Origin of the sequence: Streptococcus oralis (assembly GCF_024399415.1) — a bacterium.
GTDB lineage: Bacteria > Bacillota > Bacilli > Lactobacillales > Streptococcaceae > Streptococcus > Streptococcus oralis_CS.
Window position 1 is genome coordinate 1,521,217 of the sequence record NZ_CP029257.1, and the last position, 22,762, is coordinate 1,543,978.

Annotated in this window: 17 protein-coding genes and 2 pseudogenes; 2 read left to right on the plus strand and 17 right to left on the minus strand. The window is 40.0% G+C overall.

Features of this window, described 5'->3' with window-relative positions; all coding sequences use genetic code 11:
- Window positions 1–11: 11 nt before the first annotated feature.
- The 4 genes and pseudogenes from DG474_RS07420 to pnp form a co-directional block, all read right to left on the minus strand.
- Window positions 12–533, minus strand: coding sequence for a dihydrofolate reductase family protein (locus DG474_RS07420; RefSeq protein ID WP_000301980.1), 522 nt, complete (start codon window positions 531–533; stop codon window positions 12–14).
- Window positions 534–541: 8 nt separating this feature from the next.
- Window positions 542–802 (minus strand): annotated as a pseudogene (locus DG474_RS07425) (phosphorylase family protein); the annotation flags it as partial.
- Between the two features lie 2 nt (window positions 803–804).
- Window positions 805–1,422, minus strand: a complete 618-nt coding sequence (cysE, locus tag DG474_RS07430) for a serine O-acetyltransferase (RefSeq protein ID WP_000539964.1) — start codon at window positions 1,420–1,422, stop codon at window positions 805–807.
- A gap of 15 nt (window positions 1,423–1,437) precedes the next feature.
- Complete coding sequence (pnp, locus tag DG474_RS07435; RefSeq protein ID WP_255777917.1) at window positions 1,438–3,651, minus strand: polyribonucleotide nucleotidyltransferase; 2,214 nt, start codon at window positions 3,649–3,651, stop codon at window positions 1,438–1,440.
- A 67-nt stretch (window positions 3,652–3,718) separates the two neighbouring features.
- Here pnp and DG474_RS09635 point away from each other — a divergent pair.
- Window positions 3,719–3,808, plus strand: a pseudogene (locus DG474_RS09635) (5-methyltetrahydropteroyltriglutamate--homocysteine methyltransferase); the annotation flags it as partial.
- Window positions 3,809–4,283: 475 nt separating this feature from the next.
- On the opposite strand, the gene metF reads toward DG474_RS09635, so the two are convergent.
- The 13 genes from metF to DG474_RS07500 all read right to left on the minus strand — a co-directional run bounded on the left by metF (window position 4,284) and on the right by DG474_RS07500 (window position 21,849).
- Window positions 4,284–5,150 (minus strand): methylenetetrahydrofolate reductase [NAD(P)H], encoded by an 867-nt coding sequence (metF, locus tag DG474_RS07440; protein ID WP_002882688.1) that lies wholly within the window; start codon window positions 5,148–5,150, stop codon window positions 4,284–4,286.
- A 94-nt stretch (window positions 5,151–5,244) separates the two neighbouring features.
- On the minus strand, window positions 5,245–7,494 hold the full coding sequence (gene metE, locus DG474_RS07445) for a 5-methyltetrahydropteroyltriglutamate--homocysteine S-methyltransferase (RefSeq protein WP_049519303.1): 2,250 nt from the start codon (window positions 7,492–7,494) through the stop codon (window positions 5,245–5,247).
- Between the two features lie 352 nt (window positions 7,495–7,846).
- The gene (locus tag DG474_RS07450) at window positions 7,847–8,140 is read right to left on the minus strand and encodes a helix-turn-helix domain-containing protein (RefSeq protein ID WP_049519305.1); all 294 of its coding nucleotides are present in this window, start codon (window positions 8,138–8,140) and stop codon (window positions 7,847–7,849) included.
- 184 nt (window positions 8,141–8,324) lie between these two features.
- Window positions 8,325–8,690, minus strand: coding sequence for a TIGR02328 family protein (locus tag DG474_RS07455; RefSeq protein ID WP_255777924.1), 366 nt, complete (start codon window positions 8,688–8,690; stop codon window positions 8,325–8,327).
- Entirely contained in the window at window positions 8,674–9,078 is a 405-nt protein-coding gene (locus tag DG474_RS07460) for a YbgA family protein (RefSeq protein ID WP_049519308.1), read from the minus strand. Before DG474_RS07460 ends, DG474_RS07455 begins: the two co-directional genes overlap by 17 nt.
- Before the next feature lie 146 nt (window positions 9,079–9,224).
- Entirely contained in the window at window positions 9,225–12,269 is a 3,045-nt protein-coding gene (locus DG474_RS07465; RefSeq protein ID WP_049550331.1) for a type I restriction endonuclease subunit R, read from the minus strand.
- Window positions 12,262–13,500, minus strand: coding sequence for an AAA family ATPase (locus tag DG474_RS07470; RefSeq protein WP_049501083.1), 1,239 nt, complete (start codon window positions 13,498–13,500; stop codon window positions 12,262–12,264). The genes DG474_RS07465 and DG474_RS07470 overlap by 8 nt, the downstream gene beginning before the upstream one ends.
- Window positions 13,501–13,513: 13 nt before the next feature.
- The gene (locus DG474_RS07475) at window positions 13,514–14,026 is read right to left on the minus strand and encodes a restriction endonuclease subunit S (RefSeq protein WP_255777929.1); all 513 of its coding nucleotides are present in this window, start codon (window positions 14,024–14,026) and stop codon (window positions 13,514–13,516) included.
- A 70-nt stretch (window positions 14,027–14,096) separates the two neighbouring features.
- Complete coding sequence (locus tag DG474_RS07480) at window positions 14,097–15,302, minus strand: restriction endonuclease subunit S (protein WP_125853977.1); 1,206 nt, start codon at window positions 15,300–15,302, stop codon at window positions 14,097–14,099.
- Complete coding sequence (locus DG474_RS07485) at window positions 15,302–16,306, minus strand: virulence RhuM family protein (RefSeq protein WP_049501086.1); 1,005 nt, start codon at window positions 16,304–16,306, stop codon at window positions 15,302–15,304. The genes DG474_RS07480 and DG474_RS07485 overlap by 1 nt, the downstream gene beginning before the upstream one ends.
- Complete coding sequence (locus DG474_RS07490) at window positions 16,299–17,867, minus strand: type I restriction-modification system subunit M (protein ID WP_049519313.1); 1,569 nt, start codon at window positions 17,865–17,867, stop codon at window positions 16,299–16,301. Before DG474_RS07490 ends, DG474_RS07485 begins: the two co-directional genes overlap by 8 nt.
- A 152-nt stretch (window positions 17,868–18,019) precedes the next feature.
- A complete protein-coding gene (locus tag DG474_RS07495) occupies window positions 18,020–19,165 on the minus strand; it encodes an AbiH family protein (protein ID WP_049519314.1) in 1,146 nt (381 codons plus the stop codon).
- A 50-nt stretch (window positions 19,166–19,215) separates the two neighbouring features.
- The gene (locus tag DG474_RS07500; protein ID WP_255777934.1) at window positions 19,216–21,849 is read right to left on the minus strand and encodes a DEAD/DEAH box helicase family protein; all 2,634 of its coding nucleotides are present in this window, start codon (window positions 21,847–21,849) and stop codon (window positions 19,216–19,218) included.
- 132 nt (window positions 21,850–21,981) lie between these two features.
- Between DG474_RS07500 and DG474_RS07505 the strand changes: the two genes are divergently transcribed.
- Window positions 21,982–22,599, plus strand: coding sequence for a TVP38/TMEM64 family protein (locus DG474_RS07505; protein ID WP_000076176.1), 618 nt, complete (start codon window positions 21,982–21,984; stop codon window positions 22,597–22,599).
- The last annotated feature ends 163 nt before the right edge of the window (window positions 22,600–22,762 follow it).

Consider the following 22,762-nt stretch of genomic DNA (forward strand, 5'->3'; position numbering starts at 1 on the left):
CACTCCCTTCTCTATTTCTGACTTTTTCGGCTGAAAACCAGCTCTGCAAAAGGACCAAATTGTCTGAGGCTATCCAGTTGGTAAAAGCGCTGCCCTTCCTCTTGGGTAAAGAGGGGAACCCCCTTTCCTAGGATAAGGGGCGCTATCTGAATAATGAGGTGGTCGAAAAGATCCGCATCCAAGAGCGGTCCTACCAAGGAATTACCACCAATCACAAAGACATTTTTGCCTTTGTCAATCTGCTGAACAAAGTCCACCACATCCCCAGCTACTGGCTGGTAATTGCTGACAGGCAGGTGCCTATCATGCGTAAAGACATAGTTTTCCGTAGCTTGATAAAAACTTTCTACATCTTGTAAATCTTGGATTTCCTCAAAGGTCCGCTTGCCCATGATGGTGATATCCATTTGCCTGTAAAAGTCATCATAGCCTGTATCCTCTACAGAACCAAGCTGATGCAGCCAGTCTATCCTGTGCTGACTGTCTGCCAAGTAGCCATCCATGGTGATACAGCCGTAAAAATATACTGCCATTCTTGTAGTTACCTTTCTAGTTCCTTGGCTATTATCAAAGCGATAGTGAAAAAAGTCATGGCATCAGCTGTCCGCTCTTCATGGCGGGCATCCCAGGCTCGGTTATGATGATCCTCATAGTCAGCTGTGTAGAAGAACTGATAGACTTTACTTTTACGAAATTGACTCCAAGCCATGATAGCTGAAGCTTCCATGTCCACCACTTGTGCACCAGCAGCCAAGCGACGCTTGACCTTATCAGGCGTTTCTCGATAAAAGGCATTACTACTCTCTACAACCCCGACGATCTGTGACTGGCTTCTCTAGCCTGCTCTAGTTTATTGACGTAGTACTCTCGTTTTTCTTCGACTTCGTGGATCGTTGGTTCATCCTTCTGTCCATGAACGCGAACAATCTTAGCTGGAATACCGACAACTGTTACATCACTAGGTACGTCTGCCACAACTACTGCAGCAGCACCGACTTTGGCATTTTCACCGATTTCCACTGGTCCGATGACTTGGGCATGGGCTGATATGAGAGCTCCTTTACGCACAGTCGGGTGACGTTTGCCAACATCCTTACCAGTCCCACCAAGAGTCACTCCGTGATAGAGAAGAACGCCTTTTTCAACAATCGCCGTCTCTCCAATCACCAAGCCAGAACCATGGTCGATAAAGACACCTGATTCTATCTGAGCACCCGGATGAATCTCGATTTGGGTCCAAAAGCGCCAAAACTGACTATGCATCCGAGCCAGGAGTTTGAAGCCGTGCTTCCAGAGAAAATGCGAGAGACGGTGGGCCGCTAAGGCCTTGACACCTGGATAAGTCAGCAAAACTTCCAAACTGTTGCGTGCCGCTGGATCATTTTCTTTTACAATATCAATGGTTTCGCGCCACCATCCCATACATTTCTCCTTTTCTTATTCTGAATCTTTTGGTGTTTCTGTAAATTCTTTCTTAGGTTTGTGGTCCTTGTGATGACGTGGACGGTGAGGTCGCTCAGACTTTTCGCCTTTTTCATCATGATCAGGTTTTGGAGGACGAGGAAGAAGAGCCTTCATAGAGGCATCGATACGGCCTTTTTCATCAATCTTGATAACCTTAACGTCAACTTCATCACCGATAGCTACCAAGTCCTCGACACGGTTGGTACGAGTCCAAGCCATTTCAGAAATGTGCACAAGTGCATCTGTCTTATCAAAGAGGTTGACAAAGGCACCAAATTTCTCGATACGAACAACCTTAGCATGGTAAACTTCATCCACTTTGGCTTCACGAACCAAGCCAGCGATGATTTCTTTGGTTCGGTTAATGGCATCTTGGTCGCTAGAGTAGATGGATACATTACCTTCTTCGTCAATATCAATCTTAACGCCTGTTTCAGCGATAATCTTGTCGATGGTTTCTCCACCTTTACCGATGACAATCTTGATTTTGTCCACATCAATCTTGATAGTATCAATTTTCGGAGCAGTTGGAGCCAATTCTGGACGAACTTCTGGAATAGTTGCTTCAATCACATCAAGGATTTCAAAACGCGCTTTCTTGGCTTGAGCCAAAGCTTCAGTCAAGATTTCAGAAGTAATCCCTTGGATCTTGATATCCATTTGAAGGGCTGTAATCCCCTCACGAGTTCCGGCAACCTTAAAGTCCATGTCTCCAAAGTGATCTTCTAATCCTTGGATATCTGTCAATACTGTATAGTTATTTCCATCTGAGATGAGACCCATGGCAATACCAGCTACTGGCGCCTTGATTGGCACACCACCAGCCATAAGGGCAAGCGTTCCCGCACAGATAGAGGCTTGAGAGGAAGAACCGTTTGATTCCAAGACTTCTGCTACCAGACGGATAGCGTATGGGAATTCTTCCAAGCTTGGCAAAACTTGAGCAAGAGCACGCTCACCGAGAGCACCGTGACCAATTTCACGACGACCTGGTGCACCGTAACGACCAGTTTCCCCTACGGAGTATTGTGGGAAGTTATAGTGGTGCATAAAGCGTTTCTTATACTCTGGGTCCAAACCATCGATGATTTGCGTTTCTCCCATCGGAGCCAAGGTCAAAACTGAAAGAGCCTGAGTTTGTCCACGAGTGAAGAGACCGGAACCATGCACACGAGGAAGGAAGTCAACAACCGCATCCAAAGGACGGATTTCATCGACCTTACGACCGTCAGGACGAACCTTGTCTTCTGTGATCAAACGGCGCACTTCAGCATGTTCCATTTGTTCCAAGATTTCAGCTACATCACGCATGATACGGTCAAATTCTTCGTGGTCTGCATACTTTTCTTCGTAAACTGCTGTGACTTGGTCTTTCACTGCTTGAGTTGCAGATTCACGAGCCAATTTTTCTTCTACTTGAACCGCTTTTTGAAGGTCACTGTTGTAGGCTTCGATGATTTCAGCTTGTAATTCAGCATCCACATGAAGCAATTCCACTTCTGCTTTTTCCTTACCAACTGCGGCAACGATTTCTTCTTGGAAGGCAATCAATTCTTTGACTGCTTCGTGCCCTTTGAGAAGAGCTTCCAACATGATTTCTTCTGACAATTCTTTGGCACCAGACTCCACCATATTGATAGCGTGTTTGGTACCAGCTACTGTCAATTCAAGAAGCGATTGCTCAGCTTGTTCTTGAGTAGGGTTGATGATGATTTGGCCATCGACATAACCCACTTGTACCCCAGCGATCGGACCGTCAAACGGAATGTCTGAAATAGAAAGTGCCAAGGATGAACCAAACATAGCTGCCATTGGTGCAGATGCATTATCATCGTAAGAAAGGACCGTGTTTATGACTTGCACTTCATTACGGAAACCTTCCGCAAACATAGGACGGATTGGACGGTCAATCAAACGCGCTGTCAAAGTCGCATCTGTTGAAGGACGTCCTTCACGTTTCATAAAGCCACCAGGAAACTTCCCAGCCGCATACATTTTTTCTTCGTAGTTGACTTGAAGTGGGAAGAAATCCCCAGTTGCCATTTTCTTAGACATAACGGCCGCAGTCAAGACAGTTGACTCACCGTAACGGATGACAACAGAGCCATTTGCTTGCTTAGCAACCTGACCAGTCTCTACGATTAACTCACGACCCGCAAAAGTCGTTTGAAACACTTGTTTTGTCATTTTAATCCCCTTTGGATTGATGAAATTATACGCCTTGCTTACAAAGATCAAGATACTAAGCCGTTAAGCAACTCAAAGGAAAATAGGAAATCGAACGACGGAGCGACTGCTCCTAGGTAGATTTATTTTTTTCCACAGAGTTGTAGGCGTGTTCAATTAATCAAGATATTTTGGACGGTTCGGTTTGCCGAACATTTCTATAGAAAAATAGGAAGGTGACGCCACACTCGATGAGTGCTAGGAAGCTTATCTTTTTTCCTAAGAAATGAGACCAAAATTCAATTAAGAATTTTTTTGATATTTCACTGACACAGTGCGGACGGAAGGTAAAATTATCCAGTGGATGATTTTAGAAATCCAGGGAATTTCATCCCTAATTTTTGAGCCAAATGTCTCAAAAATCCCGTCTTAGATAATAACATTGTTATCATCTAAGATACCACTATAGCGTGAAATATCTTTTTATAGACACCTATTATCATGTTTTAATAAAAACTTCTATAACGAAAATACCCTCATCTTTGTATCAAGTACGTACAGAGTCTATTTTATCATATTTTTCTTAAAAAGTGCGGGCTTTTCTATTAAAAAGGAACCATTCCCCTCACCTGAGAAGAATGGTTTGCTTTTTATTATCCTAAAGACTGATGGTTAAACAAGGCATGGGTTGCTTGGTGGATGTATTTTGCTGTTTCAGCATTGTTCATGGTGTAAAGATGCACACCTGCGACATCCTGAGTGACCAAGTCCACGATTTGGTCCACTGCATAGGCAAGTCCTGCTGCTCTGAGCGACTCAGGGTCATGCTCATACTTGTCTAAGATGGCCTTAAATTTACGTGGAAGGTGGATATTCTCACAAGTCTTCAAGAGACGAAGCGCTTGGTTACGGTTAAGAATAGGCATGATTCCCGCATGAATAGGAACATCAATCCCTGCCAAGGTACACTTGTCTTGGAAATCGTAGAAGCGCTCATTGTCAAAGAAAAGTTGCGTTACAAGACTTGAACAGCCTGCATCCACTTTTTTCTTGAGATTTTGAATATCCGAGATTTGGTTTGGAGAGTCAGGGTGCCCCTCTGGGTAGCAAGCACCAACAATATCAAAGTGAGGAGCTTGTTCCTTGATGAACTCGATCAAATCCGTTGCGTAGCGGAAATCCTTTTGTGGTTCCACATCAGGGATAATGTCCCCACGCAAGGCCAAGATTTTCTGTACCCCAACCTTATCCAAGTCTGCAATGGTTTCAGCAACTTTGTCCTTGGTCAGATAGATAGCTGGCAAGTGGGCAATGGTTGGAATCGCCAAGTCATTCTGGATAAAGTCAGCCAAACGAACCGTTGTTTCCTTGATATTAAATTTATTATTACTGGCGGTCACACTGATAAAGTGCGGTGTCAGCTCCCGCATATCCTGCAAGGCTGAAATAATTTTATCATTACCCACAGCTGGGTTTGGAGGGAACACTTCAAATGAAAGTGACGGAGTTTGGCGTGACATAGTCATTATCCTTTTCTTTTTGATTTCATGATTGCTGAGCCAGCTAGGGCCAAGCAGTTCCTTGATCAGTCAGGGTCAAGAGAGAAATCTTATCTTACAATTTCTCACGCGCAGCTTTTGCTGCTTCGACAAGGCGGATCAAGCTTTCTTTTGTTTCTGGAATACCGCGTGTTTTCAAACCACAGTCAGGGTTGATCCAAACTTTCTTGCTTGGTACTTTGGCAAGAATAGCATCGATTGTGTGGTCGATTTCGCCTTCATTTGGCACACGAGGTGAGTGGATATCGTAAACCCCAGGCCCCACTTCTGTTTGGAAGTTTTTCGCTTTGAGCTCGTCCAAGATTTCAAGGTTTGAACGGCTTGCTTCAAAGGAAATAACGTCCGCATCCATGTTGTCGATAGCTGGGATGATATCTGTAAATTCTGAGTAACACATGTGGGTGTGGATTTGTGTGTCTGGCGCTACTGTAGAGTGTACCAAGCGGAAGGCTGGAATAGCCCAGTCAAGGTAGTCTTCGTACCAGTCGCTACGACGGAGTGGCAATTTCTCACGAAGAGCAGCCTCGTCAATTTGGATGATTTTCACACCTGCAGCTTCAAGGTCAAGAACTTCATCCTTGATGGCAAGAGCGATTTGAAGAGTTGAATCCTTGATAGAAATGTCTTCACGTGGGAATGACCAGTTAAGGATGGTAACAGGTCCAGTCAACATACCTTTGACAGGCTTGTCTGTACGGCTTTGTGCGTAGCTAGACCATTTGACAGTGATTGGGTTGAGACGAGTGACATCACCCCAGATGATTGGTGGTTTCACCCCACGCATACCGTAAGATTGTACCCAACCATTCTTAGAGAAGAGGTAACCTGACAAGTTTTGACCGAAGTACTCAACCATGTCGTTACGCTCGAATTCACCGTGTACAAGCACGTCAAATCCAACTTCTTCTTGCCATTTGATCCATTCGTCGATAGTTTCAGCAAGGAAGGCGTCGTATTCTTCTTGTGACAATTCACCCTTACGGAAGGCCAAACGTTTGGCACGGACTTCCTTAGTTTGAGGGAATGAACCGATGGTTGTTGTTGGAAGAGCTGGAAGTTTAAAGGCTTCTTCTTGGATGGCTTCACGTTCTGCAAAGGCTGGCAAACGAGTGTAGTCAGCGTCTGTCAATCCAGCGATACGTGCACGAAGTTCTGCATTTTCACCCACACGCTCCGTCGCAAAGAGTTCTTTATTAGCAGCAAGAGCCTCTGCACCTTGACCATTGCGGATAGCATCCAAGTCACGAAGTTCTTCCAATTTTTCAACTGCAAAAGCAAAGTGGTTCAAGATTGCTGGTTCAAATTCTTCGTTAGCTGTTGTAAATGGCACATGAAGAAGTGAGCATGAGCTAGTCAAAACGATGTTTTCAGCTGGAATTTGCTCAAGAACAGCCAAGCTCTTTTCGTAGTTGTTGCGCCAAATGTTTTTACCATTGACGATACCAGCATAGAGAGTCTTGTCAGCTGGGAAACCACCTTTAACGAGTTCAAGAGTTTTCTTACCTTCAACGAAGTCAAGACCGATCGCATCTACTGGCAAGTTCACAAGATCAGAGTAGACGTCACGAACGTCACCGAAGTAAGTTTGAAGCAAGACTTCAAGACCTTTTTTGTCAGCCAAGAGTTTGTTGTAGAGGTTCAAGAAGAGAGCTTTTTCTTCAGCTGTCAAATCTTTGACAAGAGCCGCTTCGTCGAGTTGGATGCGAGTCGCACCAAGCTCCGCCAATTTAGCAAAAACTTCTTGGTATGCAGCTACTAAGCTGTCTACGAAGTCTTCTGCTTTCACGCCTTCTTCAAAGTCTGACAATTGAAGGAAAGTGAATGGTCCTACAAGGACTGGACGAGTGTTCAATCCAAGTTCTTTTGCTTCTTGGAACTCATCAAAGATCTTGTGACCAGCCAATTTAACTTGAGTGTCTTTTTCAAATTTAGGCACGATGTAGTGGTAGTTGGTGTTGAACCATTTCTTCATCGGAAGGGCACGCACGTCCCCTTTTTCTCCTTGGTAACCACGACCCAAAGCAAAGTAGCGCTCAAGGTCAGACAAGTCCAAGTTTTGAACGGATGCAGGTACCACGTTAAAGAGGAAAGCCGCATCTAAGAAGTTGTCATAGTGAGAAAAGTCATTTGATGGAATTTCAGTGATGCCTTTTTCTTTGACAATGTTCCAGTGTTTCGCACGCAATTCTTTTGCTGCTGCCAAGAGTTCTTCTTCTGAGATTTCTTTTCTAAAGTATTTTTCAGTTGTAAATTTTAATTCGCGGAATTCGCCCAAACGAGGGAAACCGATGATCGTAGTTGACATGATGTGTCCTCCAAAATTTGTTGTTGAAACTATCTTAACAGAAAAGAAACTGTCTGTATAATTGTAAATAATTAGGCTTTGATATAGTTTGAAACTATATCACTCTTTTGGACAAAAGAAAAAGACTTGAGACCAGTGTCTCAAATCCTTTGTATTGCTTGTTTTATTGCTGTATTTTAGTTAGAATGCTCAAACGAGCTATTGATGATTCTCATCAGTGACTATGACTTGCTATTAGAAAAGACTATAGGTTGGTTTTCTTTTGTAATTCTGATATTTCCCTGAAAAAGTGCGGACGGGAGGTAAAATTGTTCTGTGGATGATTTTAGCCAACCAAGTAATCTCTTCTCTATCAACCTTTTTCCTGTTCAAGTGGAACGACTGCTAGTGTCTTTCCTAAACTGGCTAAAACTTTTAAGACCGTATCCAACTGAGGACTGGTCTTTCCTGTCTCCATCCTAGCTATAACAGGCTGGCTTACTCCACTGAGTTCCTCTAGCTTTTTCTGACTGATACCTTGCTCATGTCTAGCCTCAATCAACTCACTCATAATAGCCACTCGCATATCACTTTCAAGAATTTCTTCCTTGGTAAAGAGTTCTGTTCGGACATCCTTCCAATTACTTCCAATGGCACTATTCTTCATCACTTAACCCTCTTTCTTTTATGTCCTTTAGTTCACGCTTGGCTTTTTTAAAATTATAACTTAAAAGTTATTAAAAGTAAATTCTAATACCCATAAAAAGAAGACCTTTGAATCATTCTAAAGGTCTCATCTTTATTATTCGAAAAAAACGAAAAGAGTTATAATGTGAAGCTAATCCTGACTCTTACTCCAGCTCAATGCCTTTCTCTCGGAGATTAGCCAGGCACTCCTCATAGTATTCTGCATCATGCTCACTATAGATGGGATTGTCCAACTTTTCCTCAGGCAAGTCTTCATAAGCTGGGCAAATTTTGCCACGGTAGTTCTTGTCCAGCCATTCTGGACTGACATTGTAGCCACGGCCAACCATTTCCTCCATAATCAAGCGATGATAAGCATAGAGATGATAGGGCGAGTGAGTAAAGACATAGTCCACCGTCGCATGTTTTTTGCCCCAACCATTGCCACGCAGGGCGCAGCACTCTCGATGTTGCCCCAAAAGCTGCGGACGGGGAAGTTGTGAAATCAAAGCCTCATGCCAAAGTCTCATGGGAGTCTCCTTTCAGTAAGGTCGAATGTTGCAAGTAGGTATTTGGATAGCGATCAAGCAAGTCTCGAGTCTTAACGATCAAGTCTTCCTTAGAAACCTGACCAAAGCGGTAGCGATCCAGCAAGAGCATGTAGTCCTTACGCTCAGCATCAGTCGCTTTCTTTTTGAAATAGCCCCAAATATGCTGAAAGGCATTGCAAACCTGACCCCTGTGTTCTGGAATCTGGCAAGCACGGTCAATGAGGTTTTGAACATGGCTGACCTCCACCTGTTCATTCTTCAAGTATTGGCGAATCCCATTGTAAATATTACTGGAATGGCTCAAAACGAGGTATTTGTTTCTAGCCCAGAGTTGCTGGCACTGGGATTTTTGATTAGTTTGTTCCATCTTTCTCCTTGCTTTTTATCAGTTTCCAGGAAATATGGAAACAAAGTTGTATCCTAAAAATGAGCGAATTATCAGCGGAATATGAGCGAATAAATAGTGTTTTTTGTAGTTCCTGATTTTTCTAATAAGCCTTGATTTAGAAATCATCAAATACCTGAATAAGTCTCTACTAACAATTGAATCTTACGTAAAACTTCTTGCTTTTTCCGTTCTCGTGCTCCCTGTCTACGAGAAGTTGGTGGAATAATCGAATCCAAATCAGTCCCACTATTTTCAGCATAACCTCGTTGAATTGATTTGTCGATAAACAATTGATAGTCATCTACAAGTTTCTCAGCCTCAGCTAGGTCTTGAATCGCGATTTTCTTGCGCTCCTTGCCATATTCGTAGAAAGCATGGATAATCCCATCATGGTCTTTCAATTTTTGCAAATCGGTGTCATTGATAAATCCAATAACCAACTCTTCTTTGGCACGGATATCAATACTAGAACGAATCACACGACTAACTTCTGCTTTCATTACTTCTTTAGACTCAGAATTCTTCGATTTTTCAACAATCAATGCCAAGATATAGTCTAGGTTAATCTCATCAGTTTTTAGTAATTCAATTTCAAATTCAACATCTGAAAGGTCAATCTCTAAATCTTTAGTCTTTTCATAGTTTTTAAGGTTCAAAAACTCATCTCGAATTTCCACATAGGCACTTCTTAAATCCTGAAGATAACCTTCTGAAATAGGTTTGTCGATTTCTTGGAATTCATCATAATTTCGAAGAACATTATCAAGTTTCAACAACTCACCAAATAACTTAACAAACTCTTTTTTCTCATGCTCTGTCTCAATTTCTTGCGGGTTCGGGAATCTTTCCAAAATTTCCTGACAGACTGTAGTATATCCTTTGACCTCAATACCTGTTACTTGGTCAACGAAACCATCCATGTATTCACTAAAACTTTTTTCTAAGATGATTTCAAGCTTATTTGTATCTCCAAAAGTCTTAATAGCTTCTTGCGTAGCCTTTTCTAAATCACGGAAACAAACGATATTGCCAAAAGGTTTAACCTCGTTAAAAATTCGATTAGTTCTAGAGAATGCCTGAATCAATCCATGATAACGAAGATTTTTATCGACAAAGAGAGTATTCATCGTTGGAGCATCAAATCCCGTCAAGAACATTCCCACTACAATCAGTAAATCCACTTCCTTAGATTTAACTCGTTTTGAAAGGTCTCGATAATAATTTTGAAACTCTTTCCCATCAGTCGAAAAGTTTGTCTTGAACATTTGATTATAGTCATAGATTGCTTTAGAAAGAAACTCTTTAGATGAAAGAGACATGGCTGTATCTTGAGGGTCTAGCTCTTCATCTTGAATCTCTCCATAAGCTGACTGTTCTTCGTTAGGCGCAAAGCTAAAGATAGTAGCGACCTTCAAACGCTTAACTTCTGGTAGAGTTGCCTGTTGCTGCTGGAGTTCTTCATAGTATAGTTTTGCTGCTTCAATACTTTGTACAGCCAACATAGCATTAAAACCTTGCATCTTTTTTTGTTTATGAGTGTAATATTTACTCCGATGCGTCTTGTCATTATAAACTCTCAACAGATACTCTGTAATGGTTGCTATCCGTTCTGGATGCAATAGGAGCTCCTTCTCCATTTTTTTGAGTTTCTTCTCATCAATCTCTTGACCAACTGCTTTTTCAGCTTCTCTATACTTGTTTATTTCAGGCTTGATATAGTTATAGTCGACTTTGAACTTCAACACTTTTTTATCTCGAATAGCATCTGTTATAACGTAGTTATGAAGTTGCTCTCCAAAAACCTCTTGTGTTGTTTCTCCTGTTAAGCTATTTTCTGGGAAAATCGGAGTACCTGTAAATCCAAATAAAGCATACTGTTTAAAAGCTTTTTTGATACGCTTTTGCGCCTTTCCAAACTGGGAGCGATGGCACTCGTCAAAAATCAAGACACATTTCTTACTGTAGATTTCATGATTTGGATTTGCTGTTATAAATTTATTTAACTTCTGAATAGTTGTGACAACGATTTTACCATCATTTTCTTCAATATTACGTTGGAGTTCTTTTGTATTGTTGCTACCATTGACTGAATTAGGTTGAAATTTTTGATATTCCTTCATGGTTTGATAGTCCAGGTCTTTTCTATCCACCACAAAAATCACTTTGTCAATATAGTCCAACTCTGTTGCTAAACGAGCAGTTTTAAAACTAGTCAAAGTTTTCCCAGAACCAGTCGTATGCCAGATATAGCCACAAGCATTGATCGTACCGAAATTCTTCATTTCATTTGTGGAATGAATCTTTCGTAAAATACTCTCTGTTGCAGCTATCTGATAAGGGCGCATGATGAGTAAGGTATTATCAGCATCAAAGACACAATACTTGGTCAAGACTTCCAAGAGGACTCGCTTACTCAAGAAAGTGACAGTAAAGTCTTCTAAATCGTGAATGGTTTTATTTTTACGGTCTGCCCATTCACAGGTGAACTCATAATGATTTTTATTTTGAGCTGTCGTATTTGCAAAGTAGCGCGTATAAGTCCCATTAGAAATAACAAAAATCTGAATGTACTTGTATAAGGAATTTTCACTATTGAAGCTTTCCTTACTATATCTATGGATTTGTTCAAAAGCCTCTTTAAGACTAACACCACGTCTTTTCAATTCAATCTGAACTAACGGAAGACCATTCACTAAAATCGTGACATCATAACGGTTGGTATGGCTACCCACTTGGGTCACTTGGTTGATGACCTGCATACTATTGTTGTGAATATTTTTCTTATCAATGATAAAAATATTCTTAATTCGTCCATCGTCAAAGACAAAGTCATAAATATAATTTTCTTGAATTTTTCGAGTTTTTTCAATTAATCCTTCATTGGGGCAGTCTAAATACTCTACTACAAAGCGATCCCACTCATCATTAGTAAACGTTATCTTATTGAGTTTTTCTATTTGCACCTTAGCATTTGCTAAGAGCTCTTCAGGTGTATGAATATTTAAGCGTTCATAGTTGAGATGATTCACCAAATCAGAAATCAACTGATTTTCTAAATCAGCCTCTGACTGATATTCTCTATCCGTGCGATACTCTGGTTGATACTCAGCCAAGAGAATCCCTTCATTGGTTTCCGCAATAACTTCATGTATTTTTGAATAATCAACCATTTTCATTTTCCTCTTTTGGGTTAAATTTATATTTTTTCTCAAAACTATTGAATAAATCTATTAAGGTATTTTTTTCTCTTTCTAGCAATTCTCTATACTCCAAGTCCGATTGACGATTATGAGTGAATAAATCAAACCTTTGAGCATATGGTTCTAAATTTTCTTTGGTAATCTCCTCACCTGCCACCTCTAATCCTAATAAAACATCTTCCCATCTACTATAGCCTAAAAATGTGGCTGTTTTCTCTGACAGATTTCTAAACAAAGCATAATGAAATTTTTCTACTTGTCCACTGTCTACAGCTTTACGTAGCACTTCTCTCACCTTTAGGTGGTATCCGAAGGGAGAATCTTTCTCAACGTCAGTTAAAATATATCTGACTTTGTCCTCCTTATCAACTTCTTTTTTCATAACATAAAAGGACTTTTTTTTATTTGGTATTTTTCTGTCAAACCGTATTTCATTGTACAAAACATTATAAAAAAGTGGTTGGTGAGAAGAAATAATAAACTTTAAATCAGTGTGTTTAGATTTAGCAATAATTTCCTTTAAAAAAATAGCGGAATCAATAGTATTGTTATCATCTAACGAAGAAATTGGATCGTCAATATAAATATACTTAAAGTCCTGAAAATCAGAGTCAATATCTGGATCGCTTAACTCCTCAATAATAAGTTCCAAAAGAGTTAGGAATATAGACCAAACAAATATCCTCTCCTCACCTCTAGAAATTTTGACTGAATCACCATCTAAAGTAAAGCGAATTCCCTTAAAATCACTTATCAATCTTGGAACACGCTGGTCTCCAATAATATCAAAAATTGGGAATCCCGAACTATCATTAGCCTGTCTCTCAATATCTTCAAAATTTGGAACTATGAGGTTATGGACATACTTCTGAAAGTTGATAATGACTTGTTCAAATTGTTGCTGTTCTTCTAAAAACTTACCAAAAAAAGTACGCTTATCATATTTGAGGTAACGATCTTCATCATTTTCTAAATCATTTTCCCAAGTAAAAAGATCTTCTGTAAAAGCGTTAAAATAAAGTATTTTCTTTACTTTTGACTCTCCATCATTTTCCGAGATATTTAATTTATCCTTTAAAATTGTAGATAGCCTCGTTTTCCCTGTAGCATTAAAAGCATAAATTAAATGTACCTTCTTATTACTTGAGATTAGTTCGTCTGCAATATCTTCCAATGTATTAAATACTTTATCATCCGCCATAATTCACTTTTCCTTATTCATTAAAATTGAGTAATTGATTTCTCCAGTATTCATACTGCTTCTGTCTTAGTTCGATTTCTTTTGGAAGTCCCTCAGAAAGAGAGTTGGTTAGGGTGTTAAAATTGTCAAGAACAGAAACGATTCTTTTTTGTTCAGTAAGAGATGGTAAGTAGAACGTTACTTTATCAATAGCATCTTTAGATAATCTAGGAATACTAGCCTTTCGAACCTGTGATTTGAGTCTATCTTGCTTACTTAATAAGACATAGTACATAAATTTGTCAGCAATATTATCTAATGTCTCTAATGTGTAGACATCATCTGCTGCCCAAAAATCCCTATCGCTATATCCAATTTCACCAGCTGCTCCTGCACATATAACAAAGTTGGTTTCTTTTCCCCTATTTGAATGTGTAAAATATCCCAAGGGTGTCAAACTGTTCTGATAAACTGGAAAACTTCCTGAAGTAGTTAGCTGATTTCTAACAAGACGTTTCCCACGTTGTAAATTGACAACTTGTCCCACTTCCACTCGAATTGGCCCAAATACCCACTGTAAAAGCTTGATAATAGCAGAGTTGTCCCACTCCTCTACTCTACTCTACTCTACTCTCAGTGTACTCGCCTTCGGCGACGAATGTCAAGAGTTTTTCTCTAAAATATTCATACTGTTTTTGACGTAGTTCAATCTCCCTGGGCAGTCCAATATTTAAATCGTTACATACCGTATCAAAGTTGTCTAGAACTTGAACAATACGAGATTGAATTTCGAGGGAGGGAACTGGGATTTTGAATTTTTCAGTATCATTACTAGAAATTTGTGGCATCTGCATATTATTAGCGATGTTTTGAAAATATTCTTTATTATGAACTAAGTAATGATAAATATATCTTAAGTTGATATTTTCATTGTCTGAACTGTATGACCAAAATTCATTTTTAAAACTAAATGGTTCTGTGCAGTATTCAAAATCAATAATTCCACGAGATTTTACAACAATTGCCTCTTCTGTATGAATATCTTTATCGGGAATATCTCCATAGTTCACATCAGCGTAAGTCTTTCCTCCTGCAAAGATACGGATTGGCGCACCTTCTTTGTGAAGTAATTTCATCTGACTAGCTGTAATTTTAGTTCCTTTTCCTTTTTTAAGGCATTCGTTCAACGTCTTCCACTCAACCTGATAAACCTCATCCTCAAAAGATAACAATTTATCTCGATAAAAAGAATATTGCTTTTTACGTGAGGTCAATTCTGAGGTCAATTCTGTAACATACTCAGTGAATTTGTCAAGTATTTGCACGATTTTTTCTTGAATTTTTAAAGGAGGAATGGGGATTTTAAAACTCCTCATTTTTGATAAAGAAACTATTGGAAAGCTCCCCTCATTTATCCCTTTCTTCATGTCACTACTTAGAATTTGTAAGTAGTAAAACAAAAACTTAATATCTAAATCTTTCTCATATTTCTGTTTTATCATAACAGCAGTTATCTGTTGATTACATAAAAAAGGAACTGTAATTAACGCAACTTCTCCTATAGTAGCAGTGGTAGAAACAATTAAAGAGTTAGCAGTAAAAACTTTACCACCTTTAATTGCATTTCTAGAGACATGCTGTAGCGAATTAGATAATACTCGTCCGTTTTTACGTATATCTTCTAATCTAAACCATGGTATAGTTCCATTTTCCCAAAATTCTTTATTAGTTTTCGATGGTGTATATCCATTTTTTAATTCACACACTTCCCCCAACTCTTTCCATTCAACAGGACAGTTTTGGATTTCTTCTAGGATGTTCATCACTTACCTCCTTCCTTGGCTAGATTTTCAATGCTTTTAATTTCTTTGAGGTAATCTTTTTCAACTTGACTAAGGGTCTTGGCTTGGTAGCTCTTATACTCCTTATCTACCTTCTGCTTCATCTGTTCACGAGAGATCGAACCACTGTTATCCAGTAAGTCTTCTCCAGTAGCTAGAAGGATACGATCTACATGTGTCACCCAGTCCGCCATAGTCATGACTTCTTCACGCTCTGCCTGTCTTTCAGCAAAGTCTAGATATCCTGATACAAGCTGATTGAGCCCACGGAGTTCCTTCTCTGTCAGATAGTTCTTGGCAACTTTTGCTTCGGATAAGGTAGGAAGGTCTCCCTTAAAAGTGGTCAAGCCCATAAATTCCTTTTCACTATCGACACGGTTATAGATAAGTTCACTCGCAGTATTGTGGTGAATAGCATAATGCATCTTGTTTTGCACCGTCGCAAAGAATTTCTTTGCCTCTGGTGAATTTGCATTGTAGTCACTTGATGTCGCAAAAAGATCCAAGACCTGACGGTAAAAGACTTTTTCACTCGAGCGAATGTCTCGGATTCTTTCCAGGAGTTCTTTAAAGTAAGAACCTCCACCCAAGTTTTTCAAGCGCTCATCATCCATAGCAAAGCCCTTAATCAGATACTCTTTCAAGACTGTCGAAGCATAGTGTCTGAACTGGATTCCACGAGGGGAGCGCACACGATAGCCAATCGCTAAAATCATATCGAGATTATAGTAGGCGACTTTTTTTGACTGAGTTTTACCAGCTATTGCACCGTGACGAGTGGTTGTCAACTGATAGTTGACAACCACTGTTTCATCCAACTCACCATCTTCAAATATCGCCTTGATATGTTTACTAATGTTTTGCTTGGAAGTTTGAAAGAGTTCAGCTAGTTCTTGTTGAGTCAGCCAGACCGTTCCATTATCCAAGTGAAGTTCAATAGCGGACTCACCGTCATCAGTTCTATAGAGAATCACATCATTAGCCATGGCTCAATTCCTCTACAATCTTATCTATCTCTGCACGCAAGTGGTCAATGTTGGCAACAGTCTCAGCGATTTCTTTATTGAGCACATCTATATCAATCTTCTCACGTGTGTCTTCTTGTTCGACATAAGTTGACACAGATAGATTGTAATCCTGCTCTGAACCAATCACATCATTATCAACAAGAGCTGCTTTATAGTCTACACTTTGATAATTAGCGAACAATTCAACAATATGCTCAATATTGCTATCTGTTAAAACATTGTTATTTGTCTCTTTTTTGAACTCTTTACTCGCATCAATAAAGAGTGTTTTATTTTCAAGTTTATTCTTCGCCAGAACTAAAATCGTAGTTGCGATAGAAGTGCCAAAGAAGAGATTATCTGGAAGGGCAATGACTGCTTCAACAAAGTTGTTATCTACCAGATACTGACGAATGGTCTTTTCAGCACCACCACGATAGAAAATACCTGGAAAACAAACAATAGCTGCTCGACCTTTATTGGACAAATGATTGAGACTATGCATAATAAAGGCAAAGTCAGCTTTTGACTTGGGTGCTAACTTACCAGCTGGCGCAAAACGGTCATCGTTTATCAGAGTTGGATCTCCATCTCCCACCCATTTAACAGAATACGGAGGGTTAGAAACGATAGCATCAAATGGCTTTTCTTCCAGATGCTGAGGATTTAAGAGGGTATCTCCTCGCTTAATATCAAAGTTATTGTAGTTGATATTGTGCAAGAACATATTCATACGAGCCAAGTTATAGTTGGTCATATTGATTTCCTGACCAAAGAAACCATCCTCTAGGATATGATCTTCGTATTGTTTTTTCATTTGAAGAAGGAGAGAGCCTGAACCACATGTCGGGTCATAGACCTTGTTAATCTTATCTTTTCCAACCATCACTAGCCGAGCCAATAGTTTAGAGACTGTCTGAGGTGTAAAAAATTCACCACCACTTTTCCCTGCATTACTGGCATAGTTGGAAATCAAGAACTCATAGGCATCTCCAAAGGCATCAATGTCATTTTCCTCAAAGTTTCCAAAGTTAATGCTATTGATACCATTAAGAATGTCAGAAAGGCGTTTATTTTTTTCTGGAACAGTTCCACCAAGGATGTTGCTTCGGGTATCCAAGTTATCAAACAAACCTTTGATATCATCTTCTGATTTGAAGCCAATCGCTGACTTCTCAATATCTTGGAAAATATTGGCCAATTCTTCGTTTAGATTTTCATTTTGCGAGGCGTTCTTGACGACATTTTCAAATAATTGACTTGGAAGGATAAAGAAACCCTTATCCTCAACTGTCCCTGGTTTGAAATCTTGCTCAGCTTCTTGATCACTTAAGTCAGCATAACGGAATTCTAAATCCCCAGCCTCATGCTCAGCACGGTCAAAATAGTCTGCCATATGCTCTGAAATAAAACGATAGAACAGAATTCCTAGGATATATTGCTTAAAATCCCAACCATCTACAGCTCCACGCACATCGTCTGCAATCGCCCAAATTTTACGATGCAGCTCCTTGCGTTCTGCATTTTCTTTACTTGCCATTTTTACTTTCCTTAATTAATGTATTATCTTTTCTATTTTATCATATTTCAAGAAAAACCACTCGACCTGACTAGAGCGAGTGGGGTATAAACTATTTTTAAAATATGATTTTATAATTGTACTCTATGATTTCAATTATTTTTTTGATTTTATTAAGGCAGTAGTACTTCTTTCATACTATCCTTATCATCACTCTTTATAAATACAACATTCTGTTTACCTGTTAATTCTATCAGTTTTTCCTTCCCAAGGATGATTGCGAGATTCTTAATAATTGAACGTTTAGCTAAATCATTAAAATAAGTGAAAATAAATCTATAATCATACTTTCCATTTTCTGCTAATGCAAAACATTTTTGAAATATTTCTTTATCCAAAGGGTCAACCGAGTGTCCAAAAACAATGATATTCTTTGAATTTGGAAGTTGACTTCCGAATTCGTCATCTATATCATAGAAAGTTCGTTTAAAAAATTTTTCAAAATCATTTCCCGTTTCTTTTACTACTCTTTGATAATATTTCTGGTAGGGAATTAAATCACTGTTAACATCATTTTCTTTATCCTCAATTCCAAAAACCATCGTATTAATTCGACTGAAGGTTCTAATTAAGTCAATTCGCCCATGTATGAAATGAGTTCTCTTCTCAGAAGTTCCAAATAAATATCGTGAAGTGTTTGTATAATTAAAGTTTAGGACAGAGGAATTTGACAAATCTGATATTGCATCTAGAGCTGTTGGCTTGGATTTTATCTCGATAACTTTAAAATCAAGAAAGTCTCTATAAGATAAATATATTTCTAACAATTCAATCAATAGATCAAGTTGATTGATAAATTCATTATTCAACTTTTCCATTGCAACTTCTCTTTCTAAAGAACCCCAGACTTTTTTATGAAAGAGTAAAAAAAACAAATCTGAAATATATAATTTTGACCTATAATTTTTTTCTTTTGATAATTTCTCATCCAGTAACCCAGTTTGTCCTGTAATAGTAACTTTGAATATTAAATCATTATTTTCTTTGAAATACATTATTGCATCTGCAAGTTGCGAAATCATTATTTCAAGATTAGACCAATTATATCCCAGAGTAGCTTTATTCTCATTGATAAATTTTAAATATAAATTATCCTTGTATTTCTCAATCCTTATATTTTTAACTTTTAGGAACTCCAGTAAGTCCTCATTTGGATTAGAGAATAATTGTTTTTCAAAGTCAATAAAATCTGTATACTTTGTTTTTCGCCCCATTGCAATATCAAATCCATTACCTAAAATTAAAATTGTATCTGCCATATTTTCTCCCTTTGCTTTTTTATTTTCTAGCGGGGTATATTTTACCTCCCCTACTCCAACTGACTTTTAACCTTCTTCTTAGTCAAGGTACGGTCGTTTTTGTTAGAGAGAGCTTTGATACGAGCTTCGAGAAGGGTTTTCCGTCCGGTCTCTGTTCGTGTGTAGACGAGGTGATAGCGTCCGATAGTTGGTGTCAGAAAGTCGAGGAATTTCTGCGCTTCTTCCTTGCGCTTGTCAAAAAGACTAGGCACGACATAGTAAGGTGACTGACCTTGTCGGACTTTCTCTGTCTTCAAGAGATAGCGCTGGTTGTCCACTGGAGCAAAGAATTCTCCCACAGTCTGCGCAAACAATTCCTTATCTCTCATACTACCTCCCTTGAGATAGGCGAAAACCAAATAATTTTCCTTATCCTCCTCTACCTGAACACGCGATTGGTTATCTGTTAGATGCCCCGAATCTAGCAGAGCCTTTCGGATCTGCTCACCCAGAGACTGCAAGCGTTTATAGGGACTCTTATAGCGGAGGTAGCGCCAAGATGCAAAGGCCAAAAAGAGGAAACAGGCTGCTGTAAGCCACCAAACACCGATCAGTCTCAGTCTAAATAGCAAGACCAACAAATCCACTGCCAACAAGAGTAATGACAGGCGAACCCATTTTAATGCATCAAGAAAGAGCATGACTGGGATTTTCTGTTTTTGAGTTGCGACTTCTGTAACTATCTCGAACTGATCCGCTACGACAAGAGCATCTTGCCATTTTTGTCTCAAGCCTGCTCGATCCTTGGAGAGACTCTTAACTCGCTCATTATACTCACTAATTTGCTTTTTCTTAAAAGGGGGCTTTGGAAAATCCAAACGATCCAAGCCGGTCTCAATACTCTCCTGATTATAAGCCAATCCAAGAAAATGCTCCATCCGTCGCGACAAGGTCTGCAGATCCTGATTGCTCTCTGGTCTAGGCTCCTCACCAGGAAGAGTGATGAGTGCTTGCGCTTGAACGGCTACCAGATGCCAAATGTTACTGGTCTTTTCTGGATGCCCCGGCCAGATACGAATGGCACGCCCGCGCATCTGGTTACTCAGCATAAAGCTCCCCACAAAGCTTCCGAGGATTAGGGAATTAACACAAGGAGCATCCCAACCCTCTCCGAGGAGAGATTTGGTTCCGACTAGGACTTGAATCCGCCCTCGTTGAAAAAGCTCCGTCACTGCCGCTACGATTCCCTTAGCTGAGCTAGGAAAACCAACCTGCACATAATCTTTTGGATCCAAGTGACCAATAGATGAGAAACTAAGAGGAACCTGAGGCAAGAGTTCCTTCAACTCTGCTGCCACATAGGTAGGCAAAATAACAACACTACCTGACAAGACAGCTAAAGATACAGGGATCTCTTGCTCCTGAGCTTTTCGACGAATGCTTTCAAAATAAGGAAGAACCCCCAACTGAGAAATGGTTGCCTGATTATCTCCCAGATAGGTGGCAAAATCCTTGCGAATATAGTCAGCTAGTACTAACTGTCTTAGTTCCTGACCTAGACTCTCATACTCTGTCCAGAAGATATCAGCGATGGCAGACAATTTCCCCAGAGATTGAGTTAAAAGCTGATCAGAAACCTTAGACTTAACCAGATAAACCTGACGTTTTTCCACCAACCCACGAGCCTTCAAGTCAGCCTCTATCTTTTTCCTATATCCATCTAGATCCTCATACCAATCTGGTGTCTGATAGAGCATGCTCTGCAACAGTGTCTCCAGCCAGTAGGAGGTCAATGCTGGAAGCTTCTGGGTTCCCAGTAAATTTTGTAAAGAGGGAGGAATCGTTAACCCCTGAGAATGCATATAAATCAACATAGCAGACAAGTACTTGGGATCTTCTAAAAGCAAATCAGATGAAATCTCCCCTTTGAGGACCTTAGACCCTGCGACAAATGTTTGAAAATCAGGATCGACTATAAGGTGGTGAATATAGTCCCACTTAGTCTCCTCAAAGCGTTTGAGACGTTCCGCCTCTTCAGCTGTTGGTGAACACATATAGACAAAATCCTGATGAGGGCAAAGAGTGTCTTCCCTGACTAGTTCAGGTACCGTGATTTCTTGGTCGATTTCCCCACACATACGGATATAGCGTTCCCAGAGTTCAGGATCGCTGTCATAAGGTGGTGTCGCTGTCAGGGAGATGAGTTTCAGCGGTCCATACTGCTTGCGAAAGGCTTCCAGACTTTTCCACCATTCATTGCGCAGGTGGTGGCATTCGTCCAAACAAAGAGTCGCAACTTTCTGAGCTCTTAGGCTTGCAAGCAAATCAAACCCCACAAAATCCTCTGCTTCTCCATCTTCTTGTGATTGCAGTTGGTTCATGGCACTATGAAAAGCCTGATAGGTCACAATCGTTAAGGGCCTCATCTCCTTTAAGTTTTGGGAAACGAGGTCTGAAATCTTCTGTTCGTTCTCTAAAAAGGCTGTTTGAATCCTCTCCACCCATTGTTCACGAATGGTGACAGTCGGAACTAAGATGAGGGCTGGGTTGCCAATACGAGCGATTAGCTCGATACCAATGGTTGTCTTTCCAGACCCTGGAGCGGCCACTAGATGAACATGACCGTCTGCTTGATAGTCCTGAAAACGATCCAAGACCTGTTTTTGGTATTGGCGCCAGCTTCCTTTAAAGTTTAAACCTAACATGATACTCCTCATTCTATACCATCATTTTCTTATTCTCATTTTACCACACTTATTTCTCCAGTCAGATAATCCAGATAGTTTTTCTCCTCAAAATATGGTATAGTAGAATCATACTATCTATGAGGAGTTTACATGTCACAGGATAAGCAAATGAAAGCTGTTTCTCCCCTTCTGCAGCAAGTCATCAATATCTCATCTATCGTCGGGGGAGTCGGCACCTTGATTTTCTGTATTTGGGCCTATCAGGCGGGTGTTTTACAGTCCAAGGAAACCCTATCGGCCTTTATCCAGCAAGCTGGGGTTTGGGGGCCACCACTCTTTATCTTTTTACAGATCCTACAAACCGTCGTTCCGATCATTCCGGGAGCTTTGACCTCAGTGGCTGGGGTCTTTATTTACGGCCACATCATCGGGACTATCTATAACTATATCGGCATCGTGATTGGCTGTGCCATTATCTTTTACCTCGTGCGCCTCTACGGTGCTGCCTTTGTCCAGTCCGTCGTCAGCAAGCGCACCTATGACAAATACATTGGCTGGCTAGATAAGGGCAATCGCTTCGAGCGGTTCTTTATCTTTATGATGATCTGGCCTGTCAGTCCAGCTGACTTTCTCTGTATGCTAGCTGCCCTTACCAAGATGACCTTCAAGCGCTATATGATTATTATCATTTTGACCAAGCCCTTTACCCTAGTGGTTTACACTTATGGTTTGACTTATATCATTGATTTCTTCTGGCAGATGTTTTGAGAATAGAAAAATCCGTTTGGTTTCCCAAGCGGATTTTTAGAGCATAGATAGAATATAGCCTGATACTAAATATACTTTGGTATGGAAATCATGCCTATTTGTCAATAGTGAAGCGAGGATTTACCTAGCCTTTCCGCCGTGATAAAAACACCTGAAATCTAAT

Excerpts from the sequence above, each read along its gene's own strand:
- DG474_RS07500 (WP_255777934.1), bottom strand. The coding sequence starts at position 21,849 with ATGTTAGGTTTAAACTTTAAAGGAAGCTGGCGCCAATACCAAAAACAG.
- metF (WP_002882688.1), bottom strand. The coding sequence starts at position 5,150 with ATGTCACGCCAAACTCCGTCACTTTCATTTGAAGTGTTCCCTCCAAAC.
- cysE (WP_000539964.1), bottom strand. The coding sequence starts at position 1,422 with ATGGGATGGTGGCGCGAAACCATTGATATTGTAAAAGAAAATGATCCA.
- DG474_RS07460 (WP_049519308.1), bottom strand. The coding sequence starts at position 9,078 with ATGGAACAAACTAATCAAAAATCCCAGTGCCAGCAACTCTGGGCTAGA.
- DG474_RS07490 (WP_049519313.1), bottom strand. The coding sequence starts at position 17,867 with ATGGCAAGTAAAGAAAATGCAGAACGCAAGGAGCTGCATCGTAAAATT.
- DG474_RS07485 (WP_049501086.1), bottom strand. The coding sequence starts at position 16,306 with ATGGCTAATGATGTGATTCTCTATAGAACTGATGACGGTGAGTCCGCT.
- DG474_RS07505 (WP_000076176.1), top strand. The coding sequence starts at position 21,982 with ATGTCACAGGATAAGCAAATGAAAGCTGTTTCTCCCCTTCTGCAGCAA.
- metE (WP_049519303.1), bottom strand. The coding sequence starts at position 7,494 with ATGTCAACTACGATCATCGGTTTCCCTCGTTTGGGCGAATTCCGCGAA.
- DG474_RS07470 (WP_049501083.1), bottom strand. The coding sequence starts at position 13,500 with ATGGCGGATGATAAAGTATTTAATACATTGGAAGATATTGCAGACGAA.
- DG474_RS07455 (WP_255777924.1), bottom strand. The coding sequence starts at position 8,690 with ATGAGACTTTGGCATGAGGCTTTGATTTCACAACTTCCCCGTCCGCAG.
- DG474_RS07465 (WP_049550331.1), bottom strand. The coding sequence starts at position 12,269 with ATGGTTGATTATTCAAAAATACATGAAGTTATTGCGGAAACCAATGAA.
- DG474_RS07450 (WP_049519305.1), bottom strand. The coding sequence starts at position 8,140 with ATGAAGAATAGTGCCATTGGAAGTAATTGGAAGGATGTCCGAACAGAA.
- DG474_RS07420 (WP_000301980.1), bottom strand. The coding sequence starts at position 533 with ATGGCAGTATATTTTTACGGCTGTATCACCATGGATGGCTACTTGGCA.
- DG474_RS07480 (WP_125853977.1), bottom strand. The coding sequence starts at position 15,302 with ATGAACATCCTAGAAGAAATCCAAAACTGTCCTGTTGAATGGAAAGAG.
- DG474_RS07495 (WP_049519314.1), bottom strand. The coding sequence starts at position 19,165 with ATGGCAGATACAATTTTAATTTTAGGTAATGGATTTGATATTGCAATG.
- pnp (WP_255777917.1), bottom strand. The coding sequence starts at position 3,651 with ATGACAAAACAAGTGTTTCAAACGACTTTTGCGGGTCGTGAGTTAATC.